A 26,712-nucleotide genomic window follows, 5' to 3' on the forward strand; every position below is an offset into this window, starting at 1 on the left:
TAAGAATACCGGATGGAGTTAATTCGCGGCTTACATACAATTCAACCCAGACATCAGGGCTGCGTCTTAACTATCGGCAACTTTGATGGCGTGCATCTGGGGCATCAGGCCGTATTGACGCAATTAAAAGCTATTGCGGCAGAGTTAAATTTACCTGCAGTGGTGATGGTGTTTGAACCCCAGCCACTGGAGTTGTTTAACCCTGAAGGTGCACCAGCACGTTTATGCCGGTTTCGGGAAAAATATCATTGGTTGGCGCAACAAGGGGTGGATCGCATGCTCTGCGTGCCTTTCACCCGTGAATTTGCCAGTCAGCAGCCAGAGCAGTTTATTCAGGATTTATTGCTGAATAAACTCGGCGTTAGGCATTTGATTGTGGGTGATGATTTTTGTTTTGGTAAAAACCGTGCCGGTAATTTTGCGTTGTTACAGCAGGCTGCAGTGAAGCACGGTTTTGGTTTGGGCAGCACTGCCAGTCTGAAACAAAACGATCAGCGGGTCAGCAGTACGTTAATTCGCCAGGCACTGGAACACGATCAGCTGGAGCTGGCTGCCCAAATGTTAGGCCGGCCTTTTTCACTGATGGGTCGGGTGCGACATGGTCAGAAAGTAGGGCGTCAGCTTGGCTTTCCGACGGCTAATGTCTGGCTTTACCGCAAGAATTTACCTGTGCATGGTGTGTATGCCATTGAAGCTGTGACCCAAATGGGGCTTTACCATGGTGTGGCCAATATAGGCTCCAGACCGACGCTACAAGGTAAAAAAGAGCAGCTTGAAGCACATTTTTTTGATTTTAACGGCGACTTATACGGCCAGCAGATTGAAGTGATTTTAAAACAGAAAATCAGGCCGGAGCGACGTTTTGACGGCCTTGCGCAATTACAACAACAAATTGCCTTAGATGCGCAGCAGGCGCGCGATTATTTTGCTTTGCCACCCGCTTAAGCGACTTGCAAAGCGACACGAATTTAAACTTAAAGAAGACGGAACAACAACGGATGACTGACTACAAGCAGACTTTGAATTTACCGGACACGGCTTTTGCCATGCGCGCCAACCTTGCGCAGCGTGAGCCACAGATGTTAGCCAGCTGGACAGAAAAAAATCTGTACCAGAAAATTCGTCAGGCCAAACAAGGTAAAAAAACCTTTATCCTGCACGATGGCCCTCCATACGCCAACGGTAACATTCACATTGGTCACGCGGTCAATAAAATCCTTAAGGATATGATTGTTAAAGCCAAGACCTTGTCTGACTTCGACGCCCCTTATGTGCCGGGGTGGGACTGTCATGGTCTGCCTATCGAGCTGGTCGTTGAAAAGAAATACGGTAAGCCAGGCGTGAAGCTGAGCGCTGCTGAATTCCGTCAAAAATGCCGTGATTATGCCTTGACGCAAATCGAAGCTCAGAAAGTCGACTTTATCCGTTTAGGTGTGTTAGGTGATTGGGACAACCCATACCGCACTATGGATTTTACTACTGAAGCCAATATCATCCGCTCTTTAGGTCGTATCATCGACAATGGTCACTTGCAGCAAGGCTTTAAGCCAGTGCACTGGTGTACTGACTGTGGTTCTGCTTTGGCTGAAGCTGAAGTGGAATATCAGGACAAAGTATCACCAGCCATTGATGTTCGTTTCACTCTGGTGAACGACGCTGATGTGAATAAATTTGATCACCCTGAAGGTCACACTGGTTCTGGCCCTGTGTCTGTAGTGATCTGGACCACGACGCCATGGACTATTCCGGCCAACCGCGCTGTAGCGCTGAATGCCAAAATTGATTACAGCCTGGTGCAAGTCGAACAAGGACCAAATGGCCCTGAGCGTTTGATTTTAGCCACAGATTTAGTCACTGCTGTGATGGCTCGTGCTGGTGTGGAGCATTACCATAATTTAGGCTTCTGCAAAGGTCAGGCACTGGAGCTGCTGAAATTAAAACACCCGTTGTATGACTTTGAAGTGCCGGTGATTTTAGGTGATCACGTCACCACCGATTCTGGTACCGGTGCTGTGCATACGGCGCCAGGTCATGGCCCGGAAGACTTTACTGTAGGTAAGCTCTACAACTTAGAAGTGGCTAACCCTGTAGGCGCCAACGGTGTCTATCTGCCGGATACGCCACTTTTTGCTGGTCAGCATGTGTTTAAAGCCAACGACTCAGTGGTTGAAGCCTTAAAAGAAGCCGGCAAGCTCTTAGTGCATAAAGCCTTAACACACAGCTACCCACATTGCTGGCGCCATAAAACCCCTATTATTTTCCGTGCTACGCCGCAGTGGTTTATCAGCATGGAACAAAAAGGCCTGCGCAGCACCTCACTGCAGGAAATTGGTCAAACCCGCTGGATCCCGGATTGGGGTCAGCAGCGTATTGAAAACATGGTGGCAGGTCGTCCGGACTGGTGTATTTCCCGTCAGCGTACCTGGGGTGTGCCTATTGCTCTGTTTGTCGACAAAGACACCAGTGCTTTGCACCCTAATACTCAGGAGCTGATGGAGCAAGTGGCTCAGTTAGTCGAACAATCTGGTATTCAGGCATGGTTTGATTTAGAAGCCGAAACCTTATTGGGCGCTGATGCGGCTCAGTACGTCAAAGTGACAGACACGCTGGACGTCTGGTTTGACTCAGGCGTGACGCACGCTTGTGTGATTGAGCCTCGTGCAGAATTTCATGGTGCTACTCAGGCCGACCTGTATTTAGAAGGTTCGGATCAACACCGTGGCTGGTTTATGTCGTCTCTGATGACAGGTGTGGCCATTAAACACCACGCGCCCTACAAACAAGTACTGACCCATGGTTTTACTGTGGACGGTGAAGGCCGCAAAATGTCCAAGTCCTTGGGCAATGTGGTGTCGCCGCAGGATGTGATGAACAAGTTAGGCGCTGACATTTTGCGCTTATGGGTCGCAACGACGGATTACACCTCAGAGATGACAGTCTCTGATGAAATCTTAAACCGTGCTGCAGACAAATACCGTCGTATCCGTAATACAGCCCGTTTCCTTTTAGCGAACTTAAAAGGTTTTGAACCGGAAACGCAACTGGTGCCATTTGAAGAGATGGTGCAGCTGGATTTATGGCTGGTGCAACGTGCTGCCAAATTGCAGCAGGAAATTGTTGATGCCTATGAAAACTACCAGTTCCACCAGGTCAGCCAGAAGTTAATGAATTTCTGTACTGTGGAGTTGGGTAGCTTCTACTTAGACGTGATTAAAGACCGTCAGTACACGGCAAAAACCGATGGCTTAGCCCGTCGTTCTTGTCAGACTGCATTATTCCACGTGGTACAAGCCATGGTTCGCTGGATGGCGCCTATCATGAGCTTCACAGCGCAGGAAATCTGGGAAGTGATGCCAGGGCAGCATAGCGAGTTTGTCTTCACTGAAGTCTGGTATCAGGGCTTAGACACTGTTCCTGCAGGTCAGTTTGATGATGCGTTTTGGCAACAACTGCTGGAAGTGCGTGACGCCGTCAACAAGGTGCTGGAAGTCGGCCGTCGGGATGGCAAAATTGGTGCGTCATTACAAGCTGAAGTGACCTTGTATGCTAAAGGCCAGCTGGCAACAGACTTGACCTCTATCGGCGATGAGTTACGTTTTGCCTTGCTCACCTCGACTGCTGTAGTGTCCAGTGAAGCTGCTCCTGCTGATGCAGTAGCCACTGAAATGGATAACTTGTTTGTCGTACTGAACGCATCTACTGCGCCTAAGTGTGACCGTTGCTGGCACCACAGACACGATGTGGGTCTGAACCCTGCGCATCCGCTGATTTGTATCCGCTGTGTCGATAACGTCGAAGGCGCTGGTGAAGTAAGGAAGTTTGCCTGATGCATTTATTTAAAGGCCGTTTATTTACGGAGACAGGCTGGCGCTGGTGGTGGCTGGTGTTATTGGTGTTGGTCGCTGACCAATTAAGCAAAGTCTGGGTCATTCAGAACTTCAGCTTAGGCGAATCAGTGTCTTTGCTGCCGGTGTTTAATTTCACTTATGCCCGCAACTATGGCGCTGCGTTTTCCTTTTTAGGTGACGCAGGTGGCTGGCAGCGTTGGTTCTTCACCCTGATCGCTGTGGTGGTCAGTATCGTATTAGCTGTCTGGTTAAGCCGTTTAGCGAAAACCCAGCTGAAATTATCTTTAGCCTTGAGTCTGATTATCAGTGGCGCTATTGGTAATTTAATTGACCGCAGCCTGTATGGTTATGTGGTGGATTTTCTGCATGTGTTTTATCAGAATTGGCATTACCCTATTTTTAATATCGCCGATTGTGCCATCAGCATTGGTGCCGTTTTATTAATCTGGGATAGCTTCAGCAGCGAAAACCAGAACGCCACTTCAGGAGACAAGCAGTGATCATAGGTCCTGGCAGTACTGTGATATTTCACTTTGATATTAAATTATCCGATGGCAGCGCCGCAGAAAGCACCCGTGTGCATAACAAACCGGCCAAACTGCAAATGGGCGATGGCAGCTTATCCCCGGCTTTTGAAGCTCAGTTAGGTGGTATGGCGGCGGGCGATAAACGCACCTTTACGCTAGCGCCGGAAGATGCCTACGGTATGCCTAATCCTGACAATATTTATTATGTCGACCGCAGTAAGTTTTCCGCTGATGCTCCGGCCAAAGTCGGCATGATCGTCGGTTTTGCTATGCCAGACGGTTCTGAATTGCCTGGTCTTATTCGTGACGTGGTGGGCGAGTCTGTGACAGTAGATTTTAACCATCCACTGGCAGGCCAGACTCTGACCTTTAATGTTGAAATCGTACAGGTTATCAATTAATTATGGATATCTTACTCGCCAATCCACGGGGTTTTTGTGCCGGTGTCGACCGTGCTATCAGCATAGTGTCCCGTGCGCTGGAAATTTACGAGCCGCCTATTTACGTGCGCCATGAAGTGGTGCATAACAAATTTGTGGTCGATGGTTTACGTCGCGCTGGTGCGGTTTTTGTCGATGAACTGGACGAAGTGCCGGACGATGCCATCGTGATTTTCAGCGCCCATGGTGTATCGCAGGCTGTGCGTGAACATGCCAAACAACGTGGGTTGAAAGTGTTTGATGCCACTTGCCCGTTGGTGACTAAAGTCCATATGGAAGTCACCCGGGCCAGCCGTAAAGGTATTGAATGTATTCTGATTGGCCATGCCGGACACCCCGAAGTCGAAGGCACTATGGGCCAATACGACAACCCCGAAGGTGGTATTTACCTGGTCGAGTCGGTGGAAGACGTTGAAAAACTGCAGGTGAAAAACCCTGCGCAGTTATGTTTCAGCAGTCAGACTACTTTATCTGTCGATGACACAGCTGATGTGATTGATGCGCTGCGCAAACGTTTCCCTGATATTGAAGGGCCACGTAAAGACGATATCTGTTACGCCACGCAAAACCGTCAGGATGCGGTGCGTGAGCTGTCGGCCAAAACTGAACTCTTATTAGTGGTTGGCGCAAAAAACAGCAGTAATTCAAACCGCCTGAGAGAACTCGCCGAAAAGATGGGTTGCCGTTCTTACCTGATTGATACAGCGGCTGATATTCAGCAGGACTGGTTAAAAGATGTGAAGTCTGTTGGTGTCACAGCGGGTGCTTCGGCGCCTGAAGTGCTGGTGCAGCAGGTGGTACAGCGTTTGACTGAATGGGGGGGCAAACAAGTGATAGAGCACCCTGGCCGCGAAGAAAATGTGATTTTTGCGGTGCCGGCAGAATTAAGATAAACAATAAGCCTCGTGAAAACGGGGCTTTTTTTTACCTGATTTTCAGCCTTGTATGGGGCAGATGTTAAATCCTAGGGCTGTTTTGCAGGCCACTGGCTAATGCAGCAGACTTTGCTAAAGTTAGGCTACTGGCGCAGTGGTGTTTTGCCGCAGGAGTCTACAGTCTTTGAAAAAGCCCTATACCTTTGGTTTCAGCCTGATTGAGCTAATGATTGCCATTACTGTCGCGGGTATCCTCTTTGCCATAGCTTTGCCTGCATACCAGGAGTATATGATGGTGTCCCGCCGGGCTGATGCAGTAGAAAGCTTGTTCACTCTCTCGCAGCAATTAGAACGTCAGTTCACACAGACCAACAGTTATAGCGGCTTATCTCTGGCTACATCGTCCAACGGCGGCTTTTATACTATTTCAGCAGAGATAACTGATACTGCGTTTATATTAACTGCAACGGCCACAGGTGCTCAAAGTTCAGATTCTGACTGCAGCACTTTTACTCTGAATCAGCGTGGCGAGAAAGGCGGCTCTGATCCTCAGGGGTGCTGGTAAATGCTCAATCAGCTGCGTTCAGGTTTTAGTTTGATCGAACTTATGGTAGCAGTAAGCCTGATATTGATCCTAACCCTGATCGCAGTACCTGCGATGGATACTATGCTTAAGCAAAATACGGTACGCAGTCAGGCAAATTCGCTCCTGGCGTTACTTCAGTTCACCCGCTCTGAGGCGATTAAGCAACAACAGACTATCCAGCTAACTTTGTCCGACACAGACGAGGGATGGAAAGCTGATGTGACGCGGGTTACGGATGCTCAGCTTTTACGATCAATGAGTCATGATACTGTAGATATCCTGCTAACCGATGACACAACAGTCTTGTTTGATGCCAAAGGCCGGTCTGCGGCGCAAGCCTGTATCACTTTATCTTATACCGGTCACTCTGATTTAGACCGCCATCTCTCCGTCAGCTTGGGTGGGCAGATAGCCGTTGAGCCGGGAGGCTGTGGCGTATGACCTCACTCCGTTCATCTTCAGGATTCAGTTTACTGGAGGTTCTGGTTTCGGTATTGATCCTGTCCTTTGGTCTTTTAGGTATGGCTGGTTTACAGCTCAAATCTTTGCAAAATAGCCATTCAGCATACCAACGTACTTTAGCCACAGTGATCGCAATGGATGCGGGAGAGCGACTCTGGGCCAACAGTGCATCAGCTGCGCCTTTAACCACAGCAGAACTGGCTCAGCAGTGGCAGGAACACTGGCAAAGTGCTGAGGATGGACGTTTAACTTTGCCTGGTTTAGCCGCTACGATCACAGCGCCTGCAGTTGGAGAGACCACTTATATTATTCATATCAATTGGGATGAAAGCCGCTTTAGCGGCAGTGCAGAGACTCATTTCACCTATGCGCTGGATTTATATCCATGAAGCTCACACAGCACTATGGGCTGACCCTGGTTGAGCTACTGATTGGTTTAACCCTAGGTATTATTCTGATCTGGGGGGGGATCCAGATTTTTGTCGCCGGGCAACATGCTTACCGCGAGTCACAACGTTTCAGCGTGCTGCAGGGCCATGTCAGTTTTATAACCGATAGTTTGCTGAATGATGTCAGAGGAGCCAGCGCTGTGGATCTCAACGCAAGTTTTGACATGCTGACGATCAACCAGGGCGCTGCAGTGATTACCTATCAGCTAACGAACGGCGCTGAGCTTCATCGAGCCTTGACAGGCGAAGCCGCAGCTGTGATCGCCGATAACATACAGAGTATCCTTTTTAGTTGCCTGGATGCAGACTCGTTAGTGGTCGCTTGTGTCAATGCGGTGACCCTAGAAACCCAGGTACAGCTGGAGACCGGAGAAGCGGATTACAGCCGACAGCATCAGTTCACGTTTCGCATTGCGCTACGTAATGCAGTGATGACGCAAAAATTTGCAGTTGCAGCTTCAGGGGGTTGAGCCATGAGGTATCAAGAGCGTGGAGCTGTGTTGATTGTCAGTCTGATGTTGCTAGCTGTAGCTACTGTAGTAGGAATAGCGGGCATAGGTAATACGCAACTGGCAGAGCGCATTGCCTCAAATCAAAAGCAGGCTTCGGAAGCTTTTATGGCTGCAGAAAGTGGCCTTGTAAGAGCGAAGGTCTGGTTTGATGACCCGGCAAACGCCGGTTTGTGGGGCGACAGTGTCGGTACTCTGGCTGCTATTAACGCTGGCCAGCAGAATTTACAAAATAGTGCACAGTGGCAGCTGGCATCTGTCGATTATGTGTCTCATCCTGGTTTTGCGCTTCTTGTCAGTGTGGGGACTATCAGTCATACAGGAGTCACCCGCAAGGTACAGGCATTGTATCAACAGGCGAAGGCGTCGGGTAATCTTGCCGCTATGAATATCATAGGCAACATCAAAACCTTTGACACGGCGAACAGCGCTTCATTTGAAATCATAGGTGAGCTGGATGCGCTAGGTAATGCGATAGGACCAGCACTTGCCACTAATACGGATGCTAATGTCGCATTGATGGAAACTGATATTAACAGCAAGGGCCGGATGGATAACTACGAAGGTGGCATCAAAAAAGTTGAATTTGATGATCCTTTTGGTGATCCGGAAAAAATGGCTGAATTTATAACAGCATTAAAGGCTGAGTATTATGCGTTGCCCGTGGCACAACGAGGCGTTGCCCCGAATAATATGGGCACAATAGCTGTCCCGCGCATTACTTATCACAGCGGTCCATTGCAATTAAAAGGAAATAACAGCGGAGCTGGTATTTTAGTGGTAGAGGGGAACTTGGCTTTTTCTGGCACCCCCAGTTTTGAAGGGCTGATTATCGTCACGGGGCAGACTTTTACTATTTCTGGTGGCGGTAATGGTGGTGTGTTGGGGGGCGCTGTGGTATTTGCCAACCCGTTACAGGATGCAGATACAGGAGAATGGACTTTTGGCCAGGCTGAAGCAACTTTTGTGTTCGATGTGGATGGCGGAGGCAAAGCCACATTCAGATATGACAAGGGCTCCCTCGAAACCGCACGTGACTTATTAAGTGAAAATGGTGCAGCCCAACAAATGTGGCAACTGGATAGCAGTGCTGGTTCCAGTGCAGCCACACCCAGTAGTATGAGTGCCTGGAGTGAGGTGTATTAACGAGCTACTGGTGCGACCATTATGAAAAAGTGCTGGTTAGATTTGACCTTTTAAGGAACGGAGGTAAATTTAAGGTAAACGGACTTTTTCGAGCGCAAGGATATGCCACATGCCTCTGGTTTTACCTTCACCGAAGTTCTGATCAGTTTATTTTTACTCTGTCTAACAGGGCTGGGTGCTTTAAGTGCCTCTCTGTTTGCGCGTCAACAAGTGATTCTGGCGACCCAACAAACCATAGCTTTGTCCCTGACTGTCGAATTGGCTGAGAGGATGGCAAGCCATAACAGTGTGGCTTCAGATTACGAAGGCATACACCCACTCTGGATGGCAGAACAGCCCAGCGACTGCACCGAAAGCTATGGATGTGATGCGCAGCAACTTAGTCAGTATCATTTGTACAGTACCTTAAGTGCCTCAGGTCATCCACAGAGTTTACAACTGTTGCAGCAACCCGCACTTTGTATCCGTCAACAAGCCGGGCAAAAGCTTATCCAACTGAGCTGGCGCTCTTTGGCTAAAGTGCAAATCCAGCGTCCGGCTTCTGTCTGTGATGTGTCACCTCACCGGCTGCAAATTTCTATGGTGGTGCCTTGAAATGCGTGGCTTCACCCTGGTGGAGTTGCTGGTCAGTCTGACCTTGGGTTTAGTCTTGATGGCTTTTCTGATCGGTACTTTGTTTGCGACTCAGCAGTCCAATCGCCAAACTCAGCAGTTAGTGCAGCTGCAGCAAAACAGCCAGACGCTGATGAGCTTGTTTCAGGCCGAGCTGCCTAACCTGATGTTTTTTGCCGGCCGCAGTCTGGCTGATGTTGCATCCGCGACCCATCAGCTTGCGCCTGTATTGGGGGATTGTGCCAGTGACACTGATGTCGGCAGCCTTCCTGTCAAAGGCCGACCTTATTTAGGCTTATATACGGAAATAGTGCAGCAGCATAACCATCTGGAGTGTTTAAGTCAGCCTAAGCCTGGTTCGGAGCTACTGCAGTTTAAGCGCATTGTAGGAGTCAGCCTGACTGCAACTCAAATGCGCTCAAACCGGATTTATTTTGAAACTTCACCTGCCAGTAGTCAGTTTGTAACCAGCTCAAGTGCTGACTTAGTACCAGACTCCTTGTATTGGCCCTATTCTCATCAGGTTTTTTATATCGCGGAACAAAAGCACTCAGGTGAAATAGTCCCTGTACTGATGCGTAAGCGTTTGATCCGAAACGCTGCTGGGCAAAACATTATGACAACGGACTCCATTTTAGATGGAGTGGAGAGAATGCATTTTGAATTTGGTCTGGATGCTAATTTAGACGGTCAGGTGGATTATTATTTGGGAACAGCGCAAATGCAGCCAGAGCACTGGCAGCAACAGAAGCATCGTATTATCAACATTAAATTTTACCTGTTATTACGTAGTTTGGACGAAGATTTTAGTTATCAAAATAATCAGCTGTATCAGATGGGGCGAGAATGGTTTAAAGCTCCCTCCGATCCGTTTCGACGCCTGTTAGTCAGCAGTTCTGTGGCATTTAGCAACACACGCTTATAAAAGGAGGTCGTTATGATGATGAGTTCTAAAGGTTTTATTCTGATCACTACTTTAATATTAATGCTGATCTTAAGTTGTATTAGCCTATCTATGCTGGTGCAAACACAATTAAGTCAAAAGTTGGCTGGCAGTGCCACTTTATCTTTTCAGCTTAAACAACACACTCAAAGCAAACATCTGCAGGAATTAAAGCAACTGAAGCAAAGTACGGCTGAATCTGACACTTTTGTTATAGCGCCTTGTCCGGCGAATTATGCGGCCTGGAGTGACTGGATTAGCAGCTGTGAGTGGTATCAGGTGCGGACTACAGAGCGTCAGGCTCACCATCACCATACAGTGACCAGTGTCTTAGTCAGGCAATCTCTGCCTGAAGGAGGCAGGGATGGAATTTTATAGATTAGGGCTTTGTTTGCTGCTGTGCAGTCAGCAACTTTTTGCTGATTCCTTCTGGAGTCATATTCCTGGTAAAGGTTCTGTTCAACTGACAGAGCTTAGTGCAGAGCAACATCAATCACTGGCACAACATCTGCAACTCGATGCTGAACAAACCACAGAGTGGTTGAATGAGCTGCCTACACTGTTGGAGACTATATCTTGTAGTACTGTGGATATTCAAGGTCAGCCTCTACCTGCGTATATCGACGCGAGTTATCAGTTGGTCAGCTATGCAGGCGCACTGAAGTTTCGTACTGACGACAAAACAAAGCAGACCATTTGGTGGCTGCCCTGGACATTATTACCTACATTGTCGCAATTGAAGACGCAACTGACGGATTTGAATAGCCATCTGCATCAGCCTTTACTGATCGCAGAGCAAGAGCTTGGAATAAAAGGTCAGCTGATCATCGTCAGCGGCAGCAGTATCAGCCAGCCAGCCTATTTTGCGTTAAAGCTCGATAGTCTCGCAAACCTTGAACTTTTATGGAGTTTGAGCGCGTCTGCCCCCGGATTCACTGATTTAGCCGGAGCTGTGGGGCAGCCGCTATTGATTGAGCAGCAAAAGGGCAGCCCTGGGTTATCGCTTTTGTTAGCAAATACGGCCGCAAAAGATCCAAAAACGCTGATTTACAAGGTCGATATGATGACGGGGCTGCTGCAAGCCAAACTAGCGGCCGAACAGAATATATCAGGCGTGTCCGGAGCTATGGCTCTTTCTGATCAAAACAGGGATTCAGTCTCAGATAGTCTGGTATTCGGTAGCACTGCCGGTCAAATCTGGCAGGTTCAGCTGGAACATAATCAGTTTTATCAGCTACGGGCTGTTGCTGATTTATCTGCGCTAAATTTCAGCGATATTCAGTTTATCCGCACTTTGTATGCAGCCGTGCCTGTCGGAGGGGCAGGCAGTGATTTTCATTCGAGACGCAGCCAATGGCTGGTGTTGTTGGGAGCTTTAAGACAACAAAATACAGTGTTTGTAGTACTGAAAGCACAAAGTGAAGACGTTTCGTCATCGTCTGATTTAGTCGACAGAACTTTACCTGAGTCACCTGAACTTGCCTTATTAACGTCACAGCATTGGCAACACATTCAGCAAAAAAGTGGCTGGTTCAGTCAACTGAGCGGACGTTTGACTCATATACCTGTTGTTGCCGCCGGAGTGATTTATCTCAACCTTCTGAAGCCAAATACAGAGCAGCTATGCAATATAGAACAGAGCAGTTCTGCCTTAATGGCTTTGCATTTACATCATGCCTCTGCTGTTTATCGCCAACCGAGCTTACCTCTGGATCATGCCGCAGGTGCGTTGAAGGTCAAAGCAAATACGCAAGGAGGTTTTGCCCTGATAGAGCAGCATCGTCAGCAGGTTCTGATTGAGACTATGCTGGAGATCAGTCCTGATTGCACTCATTGCAGCAAAACAATTCAGCGAGATAGCTTCCCGCGTTGGCAGTTAATGGGCACCTACCATAATGAAGAAGGAGCTTATGAATGAGCCGCACACCGCAGGGATTTGGTTTCATTGAGTTGTTAGTGGTATTAGCCATTTTAGCTATTTTGGCCTCTGTTTTGATGCCGGGTTATCAGGAGCAGGTACTTAGAAGTTACAGAACCGAAGCCATGCAGATCTTGCTCAAAGTGGCTGGTTTACAAGAGATGTTGTTAGTTGATCAGAGACGATACAGCGCGGATTTGACCGAGCTGGGCTTTGCCGCTAAACAGTTTGTGACCGAATCTGGCCGTTATAAAATTAGTGCTCTGGTTACCGAGCAAGGCTACCAGCTCAAAGCTCAGGCGCAACAAGCTCAGACTGAAGATAAAAACTGTCAGGTGTTTTTACTAAACAGCTATGGTCAAAAAAGTAGTGAACCAGACTCTGTCTGTTGGACTTATTAATAAGGACATGGCTTGTTTTCCTGCCATAAACGGCTGCGTCCAGCCTGACTGATGGTTAATCTGAAATGCCAGTGGTAGGGCGTTTTGCTGCAATAGACAAAAGTACCGGATTCGAGTAAATCCAGACTGCCGTCACTGCGGAACTGCAGTGACGGTCTGTTGTAAAATAGCTGATGGCTCTGGACCGGATGTTTTAGCTCTCTTAGTAATACATCCTGCCAATTTTGTAAGGCTTTTTGATGCAATTGAATGGGAGCCGAGTTCCAGTCTGAACTGCAGACTACGCCGTGGCGAGGACAAAGTTGCACCTGGTGTTGTTGGGCTATCGCATGCACTCTGGCATAGGCTAAATGCTGGCTGAGCTGGCGCATAAAATGTTCCGCCTGCAAGCGTTGCCATAGTTCCCTCAAATCAGGCATGCCTATAGTGGCGACCAGGGACAGAATAGCCAGAACTAATAGCAGCTCAATCAGGCTAAAGGCCGCAGATGTTTTTGGGCGCTCAGCTGTGTTCATCTAAGAAAACACCTGTGTGGATCCATCTGACCTAGTTTAGTTGCATTTATGTTAAATATCTAAAATCGAAATGGTAGAGCGCTTATGACGATGCTTGATTGAGTCCGGCAGCAAAAATCGCTACCATAGCGGCAGTTTTTTCATCCTTTAGTGCAGGTTCAGATGTCCTCTGCTGTCTCTATTACCCTGGTACAACAGCCTTTTATTGTGGCTGCTGTTGCACAAAACACCGCAAAAGTGCTGGAGATTGCCACAGGCAGTCAAAGCGATTTGTTGTTATTTCCTGAGCTGACTTTAACAGGCTACCCGCCCGAAGATTTATTGCTGCGGGCCGACTTTCAGTTAGTGGTGGAGCAAAGCCTGCAGCAGATTTGTGCGGCTAAGCTGCCAAATACACTGGTTGTCGGTCACCCGTGGCGTGATGGTGAGGCTTTGTATAACGCTGCTTCAGTGATTCAAAAGGGTGAAGTGATCGCACGGTATTACAAACAGGCGCTGCCTAATTATGGCGTGTTTGATGAAATACGTTATTTCACTGAAGGCACTGAAGCCTGTTGTTTCGAGCTCAAAGGCCAACGTTTTTCTGTACTGATTTGCGAAGATGTCTGGCAAGGTACTCCGGCCGCTTTAGCCAAAGAACAGGGCGCGGACTGGGCCTTGGTATTAAACGCCTCCCCTTATGAAATAGGCAAAGCAGCGCAGCGCGAAGAGTTATTGCAAACTTTAGCCAAACACCTGCATTTAGGTTTTGTCTATGTCAATCAGGTGATAGGCCAGGATGAACTGGTATTTGATGGCCAGTCTTTAGTGGTCAGTCCGGATGCGCAACTGCTGTTTCGTGGTAAAGCCTGCGAGCGCGAACTGGCTACCGTCAATTTAGCAGCCCGTGGTCAGCATTATGGCCATGTTGAGCTTACACCACGCTTATCGGTTGAAGCTGAAGTCTATGCAGCTTTAGTGATGGCGACCCGCGATTATATTCAGCACAACGGTTTTCCTGGCGCAGTGCTGGGGCTATCCGGAGGTATAGATTCGGCTTTAACTCTGGCGGTAGCAGTGGATGCTATAGGCGCAGATAAAGTACAAGCCTTAATGCTGCCTTTTGCTTATACCTCGTCGATGAGTGTGGAAGATGCTAAAGCTCAGGCGCAAGTGATGGGGGTTGAGTTTGACTCGGTCTCTATCGAACCTATGTACAACAGCTTTATGGCGCAGCTTACGCCTTTGTTTAAAGGCCGTAGCAAAGACACCACAGAAGAAAACCTGCAGGCCCGTATCCGCGGTGTGCTGTTAATGGCGATGTCGAACAAAACTGGCCGTATGTTGCTGACTACGGGCAATAAAAGTGAAAACGCTGTAGGCTACTGCACTTTGTATGGGGATATGTGTGGTGGTTTTGCGGTGATTAAAGATGTGCCAAAAACCCTGGTGTATCGTTTAGCAGAATATCGCAACAGCCTCTCGCCTGTGATCCCACAACGAGTGATCGACAGACCCCCATCTGCTGAACTGGCGCCGGATCAAACCGATCAGGACAATCTGCCGCCTTATGATGATTTAGACGCAATGATTGAAGCTTATGTCGAACACGACAAGTCACTGCCCGCCATAGTGGCTATGGGCTATGATGAAGCTACAGTACGCAGAGTGTTGAATTTAATCGACATTAACGAATATAAAAGACGCCAGTCGGCCGTAGGTCCAAAAGTGACCAGCCGCAACTTTGGTAAAGACAGAAGATACCCCATCACATCGTGGATGCGGAAACAGCGCTGAGGAAGTCATGAAAAAAGTTGAAGCTATTATTAAGCCGTTTAAATTAGACGATGTACGCGAAGCTCTGGCCGAAATTAATATCACCGGCATGACAGTGACTGAGGTCAAAGGTTTTGGTCGGCAGAAAGGCCATACTGAACTCTACCGTGGTGCTGAGTATATGGTCGACTTTTTGCCTAAGGTAAAAATTGAACTGGTACTGCCGGACGAACAAGTCGAACGTTGTATTGATGTGATTATCAAAACTGCGCAAACAGGCCGCATTGGTGATGGCAAAATTTTTGTGTTTGATGTCGAGCGTGTCATTCGTATCCGCACAGGTGAAGAAAACGAAGACGCAGTGTAAAACCAGGCGTTAATAAAAGGGGGGAAAGCCATTGGCTTTGCCCCCTTTTTTCGTTAGATCTTTTTGTATTTAATGCGGTGTGGCTGCATTGCATCACTGCCGTAGGTGGCTTTCATCCAGGTCTCGTAGTCTGAATAGTTACCTTCGAAGAAGTTCACTTTGCCTTCGTCGCGGTAATCCAGAATATGAGTAGCAATACGGTCAAGGAACCAACGGTCGTGCGAGATCACCATGGCACAGCCAGGGAAGTCGAGGATAGCGTTTTCCAGAGCCCGTAAAGTCTCCACATCCAAATCGTTGGTGGGTTCATCGAGTAACAGCATGTTGCCGCCAGCTTTTAACAACGCAGCTAAATGCACACGGTTACGCTCACCACCGGACAATTCACCGATAAACTTCTGCTGATCGTTGCCTTTAAAGTTAAAACGACCGACATAAGCACGGCTTGGAATTTGGAAGTTACCTATCTGCAGAATATCCTGACCGTTGGAGATTTCCTGCCACACGGTGTTTTTCGGGTTCATGCTGTCACGGAACTGATCAACACTGGCAATTTGTACTGTATCACCTACTTCAATGGTACCAGCGTCCGCTTGTTCCATACCGGTGATCATTTTAAACAGCGTCGATTTACCTGCACCGTTCGGGCCGATAATACCCACTATGGCGCCTTTTGGAATGCTGAAGCTTAAATCATCAATCAAGACGCGATCGCCAAAAGTTTTACGCAGGTTTTTCACTTCCAGCACTTTGTCGCCTAAACGAGGTCCTGGCGGAATAAACAGCTCGTTGGTTTCGTTACGTTTCTGGAAGTCCTGGCTTTGCAGTTCTTCAAAACGGGCCATACGTGCTTTGGATTTGGCATGACGGCCTTTTGGATTAGTACGAACCCATTCCAGTTCTTGCTTGATAGAGCGCTGACGAGCGTTTTCGCTGCGCTCTTCCTGCTCAAGACGGGCATCTTTTTGCTCTAACCAGGACGAGTAGTTACCTTCCCATGGAATACCTTCACCGCGGTCCAGCTCTAAAATCCAACCCGCGACGTTATCGAGGAAATAACGGTCGTGGGTAATAGCCACCACAGTGCCTGTGTAATCGTGCAGGAAACGTTCTAACCAGGCCACAGATTCAGCATCCAGGTGGTTCGTCGGTTCGTCCAGCAGCAGCATGTCTGGTTTTTCTAACAATAAACGGCAAATGGCAACACGGCGGCGTTCACCACCTGATAAGTGTTTGATCAGAGCATCCCAGGCTGGCAGGCGCAACGCATCGGCAGCACGGTCGAGAATATTGTCGAGGTTATGACCGTCTTTGGCTTGAATAATGGCTTCCAGCTCACCTTGTTCACGAGCTAAGGCGTCGAAGTCTGCATTTTCTTCGGCGTAGGCAGCGTACACCTGATCCAAACGGGTTAAGGCGTTTTTCACATCAGCGACAGCTTCTTCCACCACGGCCCTTACAGTTTTTTCCGGATCCAGTTCTGGTTCCTGCGGCAAATAGCCAATATTGATACCGGACAAAGCACGGGCTTCACCGTCAAACTCTTTATCCACACCCGCCATAATGCGCAATAAGCTGGATTTACCTGAACCGTTTAAACCTAAAACACCAATTTTTGCACCAGGGAAAAACGACAGCGAAATGTCTTTTAAAATAGTGCGCTTGGGCGGCACTACTTTCGACATGCGGTACATGCTGTAAATATACTGAGCCATAAGAGTCACTCATCTTGTTGGTTAGAATGCGGCAATTGTACGTTATTTTTAAAAAACAGGGGAACAGCGCCTTGCAGGAAAGGGGATTTTAATTCGTCTTTAATCTGGTTTTCTGCTCTAATAGTACCAATTCAACTTAGTGTTCAGAGAAAGGTGGTTACCATGGGCGAATATTCACATGATCCGGTGTTTCAAAATTTTATTGCAGAAGCCAAAACCCATGGTGTGGTTTGGACTTTAGCAAACGGCGAAGATTTGCTGGTGGTCGAGTCTGTTGATTTTGAAGATACAGACGTGATGCCATTCTGGTCTAGTCAGGAAGCGGCTTTAGTACACTGTTCAGACGAATGGTCTGACTACAAACCAGAAGCTATTCCGCTGGATGTATTCTGTGAAGGTTGGTTACAAGAGATGTACGACGACGGCGTGCTGATCGGCACCAACTGGGATGAATCGTTGAATGGCCCTGAAGTAGAGCCACGTGAAATTTTAGAAGCTTTGGCTTTAGTGCAATAAAGCCAAATCCATAAAAGGGCGACTCAGGTCGCCTTTTTTGTATCTGCATGAATTTTATATCGGCGTGAAATAACAGCCTCTGATGGACGGTCTGTTGTTATTACTCAGATCCAGCATCTGACTTGGTCCGTATCAGTTCACATCGTTTAATCACAGGAGCTAATAATGAAAACAATGAAGAAATTGCTGACTGCGACACTGCTGCTCAGCGCTAGTGGTGCCGCTTTTGCCAATAGCTGTGGCGAAATTTTGGGCCATTCACTGCCACAGTTACGTAAAAAAGAAACTTTAGATTTATGTGAAACCTACAAAGGCAAAACCTTACTGATTGTGAATACCGCCAGTAAATGTGGTTTTACACCGCAGTTTAAGTCTCTCCAATCTTTGTATGAGAAGTATAAAGATCAGGGCTTAGTGGTATTAGGTTTCCCGTCAGACGATTTTATGCAGGAGCATGACGACGCGGAAAAAACGGCTGAAGTCTGCTACATCAACTATGGTGTTACCTTTCCTATGTTTGCCACCAGCGCAGTACGTGGTGATGACGTGAACCCGGTATTTAAAGCCTTAATCGCCAAAACAGGTGAAAAGCCGTCCTGGAATTTTAATAAGTACCTGGTCAGCAAGGACGAGCAGCAAGTCAAACATTTTGGCAGTAAAGTCTCGCCCGATGATGCTGATTTTGTCAAAGAAGTTGAGGCTTTATTAAAAGCTGAATAGCGCACTTGCCTGCACAGAGCAAAGGTCAGCTGATGCTGGCCTTTTTTTATTCTGTTTGTTCACTCTGAAGCCTGCTTGCTTATTCCTTTAGTGAAGTTTAATATTTCTTTTAGTTATTAAAACTATCTGGTTTTTTATGTCGGTTCTGGTACTGATTTCAGCTTTAATTATCGGCTTAAGCGTAGGTTTGTTGGGCTCAGGCGGCTCAATACTGACAGTACCTGTGCTGGTGCATTTAGTGCAGCTGCCGGAAAAAGTGGCCATAGTCTCGTCTTTAGGCGTAGTGGCTCAAATCAGCTTTATCGCTTTATTGCCCTATCTGTGGCGCCGTCATCTTGATGTTGCATTATTTAAACGTTTTGCAGTGCCTGCTTTTTTTGGTACTTTGCTTGGCGTAGCTTTAGCGCAATGGCTGCACTCTTCTGTACAACTGCTGATCCTGGCTGTTTTAATGTTGGGCAGCGCGGCTAATATGTGGCGCAAGACTATTTGGCAGTGGCAGATTAAGTCCTCTTGGTTATTAGTGGCTCTGGCCATGTCATTAGGTATGTTAACGGGTTTGGTCGGTGTTGGCGGTGGCTTTTTGATAGTGCCCTTGTTGTTGGCGGTCACTGCTATTCCAATGTCTGGCGCTATAGCCTGTAGTCTGGCACTTGTTTTCCTGCAAAGCACAACTGGTTTTATCAGCCATTATTGGCTGATGTCCGCTCAGGGCGATACTTTACCGCTGGAGCTGATTGGCTGGTTAGGCTTGATAGGTGCTGCTGGCAGTTTGCTTGGAATTATCTTGTCTGCTTACATTCCGCAGTTATGGGTGCGGAAAAGCTTTTCCGCACTCTTGGTTGGTACAGCAGTTTCGCTGCTCTGGCCAATCATCCGCTGATAGTTCAGGGCCAGATCAGGCGGATGGCTGGAAACCCTCATCTACTTCAGTCGCCTGATGGGTGGCAGCAACTCGGGCTAGTTCATCGCAGCGTTCGTTTTCCGGATGACCGGCATGACCTTTTACCCAATGCCAATTTACTTTATGTCCCTGACAGGCCGCATCTAAACGGCGCCATAAATCCTGGTTTTTTACAGGTTCTTTCTGACTGGTTTTCCAGTTGTTTTTTTTCCAGTTGGCAAGCCACTGCGTAATACCCAAACGAACATATTGACTGTCTGTGGTTAAATCCACATCGCAAGGCTGCGTTAAACTCTCCAGACCAACAATAGCAGCCAGCAATTCCATGCGGTTATTGGTGGTTTGCTTGTAGCCTGCAGACATTTCTTTTTGGTGCTGTTGATAACGTAAAACTACGCCGTAACCACCAGGTCCTGGGTTTCCAAGACAAGAACCGTCTGTATAGATTGCTACTGTTTTACGCATCGATGCTTCCCACAACTGAAATCGGCGTATAATCTAACGTAAAAGCACTAAGAACACGAATCAGAATGCTGAAAAGACAGATAGTACTCGACACCGAAACCACAGGCTTAAGCCCGCAGGAAGGCCATCGCATCATTGAAATTGGTTGCGTGGAGCTGATTAACCGTCGGCTGACCGGCAATAACTTTCATGTCTATTTACAACCTGACCGGCTGATTGATCAGGAAGCCATAGCGGTTCACGGTATTACCAATGAGTTTTTAATTGGTAAACCACGTTTTGCCGACATAGCAGAGCAGTTTTGCCAGTATATAGCGGGTGCAGAACTGGTGATCCATAACGCAGCCTTTGACGTCGGCTTTATTAACCACGAGTTTAATTTGCTGCGTCCGGCACTAACGCCAGTCACAGATATCTGTGGTGTGTTGGATACATTAAAAATGGCGCGGGAAGCGCATCCGGGACAGAAAAACAACCTCGATGCCTTGTGCCGTCGTTACGACATCAATAATAGCCACCGTACCTTACACGGCGCCTTGTTGGATGCTGAAATTCTGGCTGATGTCTATCTGGCCATGACGGGAGGTCAGGTCAGCTTAAATTTAGCCAATGATGAACAAGCTGCTGCGCAGCAAAATGTAGTGGTAGGTCAACTGAAACGCACAAGCCGTTTACCTGTAGTGTTTGCCTCTGAAGCTGAATTGCAATCGCATGAGCAGCGTTTGGATCTGGTACAAAAAAAGGGGGGGAGCTGCTTGTGGCGAAATTAATTTCTCTGTTGCTGTTTTGTTTTAGTTTGCAGCTTTTGGCGCAAGATGCGGCTAAAACTGTTGCAGAACAGCCTGCGGTAGAGGATCCAACAGGGTTGAGTCTATTACCTGATCTGCCCGCCAAAAATCAGATCCCATTGTTTGATAACAGATTCCGCATTGACTATGAAGTGGAAGAGATAACTATGGTGTTTTTCCGCAAACGCGGTTCACCATCCATTATTTTAGTCAAACCTGATGGTAGTAAAATTAACGTCGTCAACGCAGAGGATCAGGATGTACAGTGGTATGACGATAGAACCTACGATTTGATCAAAATTAAGCAGCCGACTCCGGGCCCTTGGCAGGCCATAGGGCAAATTCTGCCTGAAAGCAAAATTATGGTGCTGACCGATATTGAGCTGAAAGTGGATCCGTTACCGGATCATCTGATGGCAGGTGAAATCATCAAAGTGACAGCAACACTGACGAATGGAGGAAAGCCGATCGTTGCCAAAGATTTCCGCGATTTATTGCGCCTGGATGTATTGTTTATCAGTAGTAATAACGCTGAGTACGAAAATTTTGGCGCAGGTGTGATTGAACTGACGACCTTTGCTGATGATGGACGCAACTTCGATGAAAAGCCACGAGATGGTATTTTTACCGGTGAATTTAAACTCGACATGAAACCGGGTCAGTGGCAACCCAAATTTATCGTGAAAACACCTTTGTATACCCGTGAAGTAGTCCAGGAACCAGTGATTGTGCATAAAAGCCCGATTAGCTTCGAGGTCGCTCAGGCCACAAAGGCGGAGGACTTGCACTGGCTAACCTTTAAAGTAACGGATCCGGTGATTAATCCGAAGTCTGTTGCGCTGCAAGGAAAAGTTCGTTTCCCTAACAATGAAGTGCAAAGTTTTACATTAGGCGAAAGTGCCGAGGTGGATAAAAAGCTAAAGATTGTCAATTACGCCAGTGGTACTTACAAGGTAGAAAGTACCTTGTTTGCCCAAACAGTGGCAGGGCGTAATGTGGTGATCACCTTACCTCTTGCTTCTTTTGTTGCTGAAGTGATTGAACCTGAACCTGTGGCTCCTGCAGGTACCGAAACCAGTACAGAATCTGCTGCAGCAATTGAGTTAGCAAAGGCTTCTTTAACGCCTGTCGCCAGCGAGCCGGTTAAAGAGGAAGAAACCTCTTTTCCCTGGGTTTTAGTGATCCTGAGTAATATTGTGATTCTCGGCGGCGGTGGTTTTGCTATCTGGATGGTGGTAACAGAACGTTCCTTTAAAACATTGTTTGCGAAAAAGAATAATTCGATGGATTTAGATTCTATCGCGATGCCTGGGGCAGGCGAAGCAAAAATGACCAACCCGGCGCAAAAAAATGGCAAGAAAAACGACATTCTGGAACTTTCTTTGCCGGATGATTAAGGAATAAACAAAAGCGGCAAAAAAGTCGTTGACGGCCCTCCGGTGAATCCGTATTATTCCCGCCGCAACGCAGCATACCCAATTGAAAATGCTGCGGTGTATTGGCGCGGAGCGGTAGTTCAGTCGGTTAGAATACCGGCCTGTCACGCCGGGGGTCGCGGGTTCGAGTCCCGTCCGCTCCGCCAATTTAATAAATGCTTCTTCGGAGCGGTAGTTCAGTCGGTTAGAATACCGGCCTGTCACGCCGGGGGTCGCGGGTTCGAGTCCCGTCCGCTCCGCCACTTAAGCATTTATCGTTTGTCTGATTCCGGAGCGGTAGTTCAGTCGGTTAGAATACCGGCCTGTCACGCCGGGGGTCGCGGGTTCGAGTCCCGTCCGCTCCGCCACTTCAGCAAACAAGCCTCTAGAGCGAAAGCTCACTCCAGTGCGGAGCGGTAGTTCAGTCGGTTAGAATACCGGCCTGTCACGCCGGGGGTCGCGGGTTCGAGTCCCGTCCGCTCCGCCATTTTACTGGGTTTTCGACTCAGTAAACAAAACAACCAGCCTTGAGCTGGTTTTTTTATGCCTTTGATTCGGCTGTCTGACGACAGCAGTTCAGTCGGTTGCTCTCAGTTCAAGCATGGCCCTCCCGTCACGCCTCGATCTCATTTTTACGGTATTGAGCTGCTTTTTAGATTCGCTACTTCGGTTCCTCAGAGTGGCAAAGCCGCAGAGCGTTCTTCACAAGTGCAAAGCAGTACATTCAGGTGTGTCCTGATATGAAGCGTTAATTTTCAGCACGTTTTTTGTTTTATTTATACGATAAATAGGATATGTTTGGTTATTAGTCATTTTATCCAATTTGATCATGACCTCATTTATCACAGCTTCTGCATTTATCCCTTTGGTGTTGCAAAGTAATTCTGGATTACGGATTGAGGTACTACCTTTTGGTGCAACTATCAGTTCTATCCAGTTTGAAGGGCAGGAACTTACATTACGTCATGCTCGTTATACTGATTATCAACAGAATTGTGGGTATTTAGGTGCGACTATTGGTCGCTATGCAAACCGGATAGCCCATGGAAAACTCTATTTTGGAGACCGCTGGGTTGTACTTAATACTGCCGCTTATAAGCACTGTTTGCATGGCGGGCATGGGTTTAGTCACAAATGCTGGCAAGTTCTGCACCATCAGGTTGATGAGGTTGAATTGTTATTGCACAGTCCGGATGGTGACAATGGCTTTCCCGGAGATTTATCCGTGTGGCAAACCATCAGGCTGACAGATCACGAACTAAAAATCAGTTTTCGCGCCACGACCCAGAGTAGCACTCTGGTCAGTTTAACTAATCATTGCTATTTCAACCTGGATGGTAGTCAGGATATTAGCCGTCATCTGTTACAAATTCACGCAGAACAATTTTTGCCTGTCACTTCCGATTTGATCCCTACTGGTGAGAGAAGAGAAGTAGCGGGTAGTGCTTTTGATTTTCGCCAACCAAGCTTGATTGCCGATAAGCTCTCACTACCGGATCCTCAGTTAATACAAGCTGGTGGATTTGATCATTGTTTTATCTTTGAGAATCAGGTGGATGAATTGCGGCAGATGGCGACCTTAAGCTCTTCTTTAAGTAATATCAGTTTGACTGTGAGCAGCACTATGCCGGGTTTGCAATTTTACGCAGGTCAGGCTCTGTCGGCGCCTTTTCGGCCGAGGCAGGCTCTATGTCTGGAAGCTCAGTATTGGCCTGATTCACCTAACCAAAAAAATTTCCCTTCGACGTTATTGCTCAACGATCAAATTTACCAACATCAAATAGTTTATGCATTCAGCAAATTTCAAGGTGGTAAATCAACCTGACAAAGCGAGAGAGCAGATTCTTACATTTTTAGCCGCCAAAAGGTGTAAAAAAGGTTGAGTTTTAATCGTTATTAAAGTATTTATAAGATAAATAAGCTAATAAAATAAAATGATTCTTAAAACAAGGCAAGACAGGGTGTTAAACGATGAAAAATAGCAAAATATTAACTATTGGAAAAAAAACTGCGCTAAGCGTTGCCATTGCTGGTTTGTGTAGTGGTCAGGCTATTGCACAGCAATCACAGCAGCCAGCAGCTGAAAAGGAAAAGATAGAAGTCATAGCGGTAAGGGGAATACGCAGTAGCTTAAAAGCTTCGTTTGAAGATAAAAAATCTTCGACAGTCGTTTCTGATGGTATTAAAGCAGAAGACTTGGGGAAGTTTCCTGATTTGAACGTGGCAGAATCCCTGCAGCGTATCACTGGTGTTTCTATTGATCGAAGTGGCGGCGAGGGCCAGGCTGTCACTATTCGGGGTTTTGGACCTCAATTTAATACTGTACTGGTGAATGGACGTCAGCTAGCTACTGAAAGTGCAGGCCGCGAATTTAATTTTGACGTGTTAGCTGCGGATCAAATCTCAGGTGCTGACGTCTATAAAAGTACCACAGCTAAATTGCAGGAAGGTGGTATAGGCGGCACAATCAACGTAACAACAGCACGTCCTTTTGATTATGATGATCTTCGAATCGCAGGCTCCATTAAAGGGATGTATGAAAGTTTATCGGAAGAGACATCTCCATCTGCCTCTTTTTTAGTCAGCAATACTTTTAACGATGATATGTTTGGCGTATTGCTGGCCGTAAGTCAGCAAGAACGGAAAGTCCAGATCAATCAAATTGCTACAGCTGGCTGGCGTGGTGGTCAAACGATCTCTAATAAAGACGATGGTGTGTTGTTTACCAATGCCTACATTCCGCGAAACTGGGATCAGATCATCGATGAGCAGGATCGTAGCCGCACAAATGCTAGTCTGGTATTGCAATTTGCTCCTTCTGAAGATGTGACGGTAACGCTGGATGGTTTGATATCAAAATTTGAGGTCGATTCACAGGTAACCGATCTTGCGTCATGGTTTGAGCCTGATCGGGTGGGCAGCGCTGAAATAGATCCTGCGACCGGTACTCTTGTGCGCTTCACCCAGGAAATAGGGTTACATCAAGGCAGCGGCGATCCTGCAACTGACTTCGTATCTCACACCCGAAATTCACGTGATATCACCAATGATGCCTTTGGTTTGAATGTCGACTGGAAAATCAATGATGCACTAAAAGCTAGTTTTGATGTATCGACCACTAGTGCTGAAAACGATCGTGCCGGCCGTGACCGTTTTAATGTGGTAGGCATGATTAACGACTACACTTTTGATGCAACTGGTGGTTTACCTACGGTAGCACACGGTGGCTTCGAGAACGGTAGCCTGGCTGACGAAAGTCGCGCTCGTATGCATTACAACGAAAAAGGTAATCAATTTACCAATAAAGACGAGATCAACGAGTTTAAAGCGGACTTTGAATACCTTGCTGAAAAAGGTGTGTTTGAAAAAGCTAATTTTGGTATTTACCGTCAGGAACGTGAAAAATCAGCCTTCCAGATCCTCGGTTCTCAATGTGTGTATTGTGGTTACGGAACTGCGGCGCCACTGGATGAGATTGACTTTAGACCCTATACAGCAAACAACTTCTTTCCGGGCTTGATTGATACGTTCTATACCTATGATGGCGATAAGATGATTCAGTATCTGGCTGACTCAGGCTTCCCAATTGAGCCAACATTGCAAAATAACCGCTATACCATAAATGAAGATGTTACCAGCTTATATATGGACTTTACTCTGCAATATGATCTGGGAGATATGCCTTTATCTGTGAACCTGGGAGCACGTTATGCGTCAACTGATGTTAGTGTCAATGCCGTTCAGAGTTTCGTTACAGACATAGTTCCTACTGCAGATGCAACGTTATTTGCTAACGTGTTTGGCCCTGCCACTGATATCAATCAAGGGACCAGCTATTCAAACCTGTTACCCAATCTGAATGTCAAATTAGGCATTGCTGATGATATGGTACTGCGCTTTGCCAGTTACGATACCATTACCCGTCCTACTATGGACCAGATGTCGCCTGCGACTACCTTTAACGAACCGCGCAGACAAAACCTGACTGCCAGTGGCGGTAACCCGGCGCTAAAACCTTTCCAGGCTGAAAACTGGGATATTTCTTACGAGTGGTATTACAACGATTCAAACTTATTCAGCTTTGCCGTGTTTAATAAAGAAGTTGAAGATTTTATCGTCACTCTGACAGGCACTGAAACTTATAACATGACTGGCCGCACAGGTCCTGATTTTGGTTGTAGTATTGCCAACTCAGCATTGTGCAGCTCTGATATAGTCGGCACTACGGATGAGTTAAATGGTTCATCTGAAATCTATACTGTCACCCGTCCTCAAAATGGCGAGTCGGCCCGTATTACAGGTTATGAAGTTGCGTTGACGCATATTTTTGATAACGGCTTCGGCGCCTCCGCCAATGCGACCGTCGTTGACAGTGATTTATCTGTCACCGCAGATAGTTCGCAGAGTTTTGCTTTGGAAGGATTGGGTGATTCGCAAAACCTGGTACTGTTTTATGAGCAGGATGTGTGGCAGGCACGTATCGCGTTTAATAACAGGGAAGGTTTCCTGCGCGCGCTGGACAATGGTTTTAATGGCGAACCTATTAATACCAAAACCTTTGGTCAGTGGGATATTAGCGCCAGTTATGATTACAACGACTATTTGACCATCTTTATTGAGGGGATCAATATTACGGAAGAAGAGCTGGTGCAAACCGGACGCTTCCAGAACCAGATTTACTCTGTGGAAGACAATGGTTCACGCTACTCTGTGGGCATTCGCGGTTCATTCTGATACAACAGCAAGAGCGCAGTTATGCTGCGTCTCCTGCAGAAATCTAAAGCTAAAATTGCCAAATCAGGAAGCTTTCGCGCTCTGATTTGGCATGTTAGGTTG

General features: G+C 47.3%; 27 protein-coding genes and 4 tRNA genes. 28 read left to right on the forward strand and 3 right to left on the reverse strand.

The window, feature by feature from the left end; all coding sequences use genetic code 11:
- Positions 1 to 12 precede the first annotated feature (12 nt).
- From ribF to IEW88_RS10170, 15 genes are all read left to right on the forward strand, one after another.
- Positions 13 to 945, forward strand: coding sequence for a bifunctional riboflavin kinase/FAD synthetase (gene ribF, locus IEW88_RS10100; protein ID WP_147904090.1), 933 nt, complete (start codon positions 13 to 15; stop codon positions 943 to 945).
- Positions 946 to 998: 53 nt separating this feature from the next.
- Complete coding sequence (gene ileS, locus IEW88_RS10105) at positions 999 to 3,827, forward strand: isoleucine--tRNA ligase (RefSeq protein WP_147904091.1); 2,829 nt, start codon at positions 999 to 1,001, stop codon at positions 3,825 to 3,827.
- Positions 3,827 to 4,348 (forward strand): signal peptidase II, encoded by a 522-nt coding sequence (lspA, locus tag IEW88_RS10110; RefSeq protein ID WP_147904092.1) that lies wholly within the window; start codon positions 3,827 to 3,829, stop codon positions 4,346 to 4,348. The genes ileS and lspA overlap by 1 nt, the downstream gene beginning before the upstream one ends.
- Positions 4,345 to 4,776: an FKBP-type peptidyl-prolyl cis-trans isomerase gene (fkpB, locus tag IEW88_RS10115; RefSeq protein ID WP_053425928.1), complete on the forward strand. Its 432-nt coding sequence runs from the start codon at positions 4,345 to 4,347 to the stop codon at positions 4,774 to 4,776. The genes lspA and fkpB overlap by 4 nt, the downstream gene beginning before the upstream one ends.
- A gap of 2 nt (positions 4,777 to 4,778) precedes the next feature.
- Positions 4,779 to 5,708 (forward strand): 4-hydroxy-3-methylbut-2-enyl diphosphate reductase, encoded by a 930-nt coding sequence (ispH, locus tag IEW88_RS10120; protein WP_147904093.1) that lies wholly within the window; start codon positions 4,779 to 4,781, stop codon positions 5,706 to 5,708.
- A 166-nt stretch (positions 5,709 to 5,874) separates the two neighbouring features.
- Positions 5,875 to 6,255: a type IV pilin protein gene (locus tag IEW88_RS10125; RefSeq protein ID WP_147904094.1), complete on the forward strand. Its 381-nt coding sequence runs from the start codon at positions 5,875 to 5,877 to the stop codon at positions 6,253 to 6,255.
- Positions 6,256 to 6,717 carry a GspH/FimT family pseudopilin gene (locus IEW88_RS10130; RefSeq protein WP_147904173.1) on the forward strand — a complete coding sequence of 154 codons (462 nt, stop codon included), beginning with the start codon at positions 6,256 to 6,258 and terminating at the stop codon, positions 6,715 to 6,717.
- A complete protein-coding gene (gene pilV, locus IEW88_RS10135; protein ID WP_147904095.1) occupies positions 6,714 to 7,127 on the forward strand; it encodes a type IV pilus modification protein PilV in 414 nt (137 codons plus the stop codon). Before IEW88_RS10130 ends, pilV begins: the two co-directional genes overlap by 4 nt.
- Entirely contained in the window at positions 7,124 to 7,657 is a 534-nt protein-coding gene (locus tag IEW88_RS10140; protein WP_147904096.1) for a PilW family protein, read from the forward strand. Before pilV ends, IEW88_RS10140 begins: the two co-directional genes overlap by 4 nt.
- A gap of 3 nt (positions 7,658 to 7,660) precedes the next feature.
- Positions 7,661 to 8,842 (forward strand): pilus assembly PilX family protein, encoded by a 1,182-nt coding sequence (locus IEW88_RS10145; RefSeq protein ID WP_147904097.1) that lies wholly within the window; start codon positions 7,661 to 7,663, stop codon positions 8,840 to 8,842.
- 102 nt (positions 8,843 to 8,944) lie between these two features.
- Positions 8,945 to 9,436: a type IV pilus modification PilV family protein gene (locus IEW88_RS10150; RefSeq protein WP_147904098.1), complete on the forward strand. Its 492-nt coding sequence runs from the start codon at positions 8,945 to 8,947 to the stop codon at positions 9,434 to 9,436.
- A 1-nt stretch (position 9,437) separates the two neighbouring features.
- Positions 9,438 to 10,379 (forward strand): PilW family protein, encoded by a 942-nt coding sequence (locus IEW88_RS10155; RefSeq protein ID WP_185148586.1) that lies wholly within the window; start codon positions 9,438 to 9,440, stop codon positions 10,377 to 10,379.
- Positions 10,380 to 10,391: 12 nt separating this feature from the next.
- Positions 10,392 to 10,775, forward strand: a complete 384-nt coding sequence (locus IEW88_RS10160) for a hypothetical protein (RefSeq protein WP_053425937.1) — start codon at positions 10,392 to 10,394, stop codon at positions 10,773 to 10,775.
- On the forward strand, positions 10,762 to 12,315 hold the full coding sequence (locus IEW88_RS10165; RefSeq protein ID WP_147904099.1) for a hypothetical protein: 1,554 nt from the start codon (positions 10,762 to 10,764) through the stop codon (positions 12,313 to 12,315). The genes IEW88_RS10160 and IEW88_RS10165 overlap by 14 nt, the downstream gene beginning before the upstream one ends.
- Entirely contained in the window at positions 12,312 to 12,716 is a 405-nt protein-coding gene (locus tag IEW88_RS10170) for a type IV pilin protein (protein WP_147904175.1), read from the forward strand. Before IEW88_RS10165 ends, IEW88_RS10170 begins: the two co-directional genes overlap by 4 nt.
- On the opposite strand, the gene IEW88_RS10175 is transcribed toward IEW88_RS10170, so the two are convergent.
- Positions 12,713 to 13,231: a GspH/FimT family pseudopilin gene (locus IEW88_RS10175; protein ID WP_147904100.1), complete on the reverse strand. Its 519-nt coding sequence runs from the start codon at positions 13,229 to 13,231 to the stop codon at positions 12,713 to 12,715. The two genes, IEW88_RS10170 and IEW88_RS10175, sit on opposite strands and share 4 nt — an antisense overlap.
- 162 nt (positions 13,232 to 13,393) lie before the next feature.
- On the opposite strand from IEW88_RS10175, the gene IEW88_RS10180 reads away from it, so the two are divergent.
- Positions 13,394 to 15,007, forward strand: a complete 1,614-nt coding sequence (locus tag IEW88_RS10180) for an NAD+ synthase (RefSeq protein WP_147904101.1) — start codon at positions 13,394 to 13,396, stop codon at positions 15,005 to 15,007.
- Positions 15,008 to 15,014: 7 nt separating this feature from the next.
- Positions 15,015 to 15,353: a nitrogen regulatory protein P-II gene (gene glnB / locus IEW88_RS10185; RefSeq protein ID WP_053425941.1), complete on the forward strand. Its 339-nt coding sequence runs from the start codon at positions 15,015 to 15,017 to the stop codon at positions 15,351 to 15,353.
- 53 nt (positions 15,354 to 15,406) lie between these two features.
- On the opposite strand, the gene ettA is transcribed toward glnB, so the two are convergent.
- Positions 15,407 to 17,068: an energy-dependent translational throttle protein EttA gene (gene ettA, locus IEW88_RS10190; protein ID WP_147904102.1), complete on the reverse strand. Its 1,662-nt coding sequence runs from the start codon at positions 17,066 to 17,068 to the stop codon at positions 15,407 to 15,409.
- Positions 17,069 to 17,230: 162 nt separating this feature from the next.
- Here ettA and IEW88_RS10195 point away from each other — a divergent pair, with 162 nt between their 5' ends.
- The 3 genes from IEW88_RS10195 (at position 17,231) to IEW88_RS10205 (ending at position 19,187) form a co-directional block, all read left to right on the forward strand.
- On the forward strand, positions 17,231 to 17,584 hold the full coding sequence (locus IEW88_RS10195) for a DUF2750 domain-containing protein (RefSeq protein ID WP_008900551.1): 354 nt from the start codon (positions 17,231 to 17,233) through the stop codon (positions 17,582 to 17,584).
- Positions 17,585 to 17,749: 165 nt separating this feature from the next.
- Positions 17,750 to 18,304: a glutathione peroxidase gene (locus IEW88_RS10200; RefSeq protein WP_147904103.1), complete on the forward strand. Its 555-nt coding sequence runs from the start codon at positions 17,750 to 17,752 to the stop codon at positions 18,302 to 18,304.
- Positions 18,305 to 18,440: 136 nt separating this feature from the next.
- Complete coding sequence (locus tag IEW88_RS10205; protein ID WP_147904104.1) at positions 18,441 to 19,187, forward strand: sulfite exporter TauE/SafE family protein; 747 nt, start codon at positions 18,441 to 18,443, stop codon at positions 19,185 to 19,187.
- 15 nt (positions 19,188 to 19,202) lie between these two features.
- Here the strand turns inward: IEW88_RS10205 and rnhA are convergent, their stop codons facing one another.
- Positions 19,203 to 19,673: a ribonuclease HI gene (gene rnhA / locus IEW88_RS10210; protein ID WP_147904105.1), complete on the reverse strand. Its 471-nt coding sequence runs from the start codon at positions 19,671 to 19,673 to the stop codon at positions 19,203 to 19,205.
- 65 nt (positions 19,674 to 19,738) lie between these two features.
- Between rnhA and dnaQ the strand changes: the two genes are divergently transcribed.
- The 8 genes from dnaQ to IEW88_RS10250 all read left to right on the forward strand — a co-directional run bounded on the left by dnaQ (position 19,739) and on the right by IEW88_RS10250 (position 26,610).
- On the forward strand, positions 19,739 to 20,443 hold the full coding sequence (gene dnaQ / locus IEW88_RS10215) for a DNA polymerase III subunit epsilon (RefSeq protein WP_147904106.1): 705 nt from the start codon (positions 19,739 to 19,741) through the stop codon (positions 20,441 to 20,443).
- Positions 20,431 to 21,858 carry a TIGR03503 family protein gene (locus IEW88_RS10220; RefSeq protein WP_185148587.1) on the forward strand — a complete coding sequence of 476 codons (1,428 nt, stop codon included), beginning with the start codon at positions 20,431 to 20,433 and terminating at the stop codon, positions 21,856 to 21,858. Before dnaQ ends, IEW88_RS10220 begins: the two co-directional genes overlap by 13 nt.
- 108 nt (positions 21,859 to 21,966) lie before the next feature.
- Positions 21,967 to 22,043 (forward strand) — tRNA-Asp (locus IEW88_RS10225).
- Positions 22,044 to 22,062: 19 nt separating this feature from the next.
- A tRNA-Asp gene (locus IEW88_RS10230) sits at positions 22,063 to 22,139 on the forward strand.
- Positions 22,140 to 22,167: 28 nt separating this feature from the next.
- A tRNA-Asp gene (locus tag IEW88_RS10235) sits at positions 22,168 to 22,244 on the forward strand.
- A gap of 42 nt (positions 22,245 to 22,286) precedes the next feature.
- Positions 22,287 to 22,363 (forward strand) — tRNA-Asp (locus IEW88_RS10240).
- Positions 22,364 to 22,705: 342 nt separating this feature from the next.
- Positions 22,706 to 23,701: an aldose epimerase family protein gene (locus tag IEW88_RS10245; protein ID WP_147904108.1), complete on the forward strand. Its 996-nt coding sequence runs from the start codon at positions 22,706 to 22,708 to the stop codon at positions 23,699 to 23,701.
- 146 nt (positions 23,702 to 23,847) lie between these two features.
- Positions 23,848 to 26,610: a TonB-dependent receptor gene (locus IEW88_RS10250; protein ID WP_147904109.1), complete on the forward strand. Its 2,763-nt coding sequence runs from the start codon at positions 23,848 to 23,850 to the stop codon at positions 26,608 to 26,610.
- The last annotated feature ends 102 nt before the right edge of the window (positions 26,611 to 26,712 follow it).

The sequence above is a fragment of the Rheinheimera tangshanensis genome (genome assembly GCF_014645135.1).
Taxonomy (GTDB): Bacteria; Pseudomonadota; Gammaproteobacteria; order Enterobacterales; family Alteromonadaceae; genus Pararheinheimera; species Pararheinheimera tangshanensis.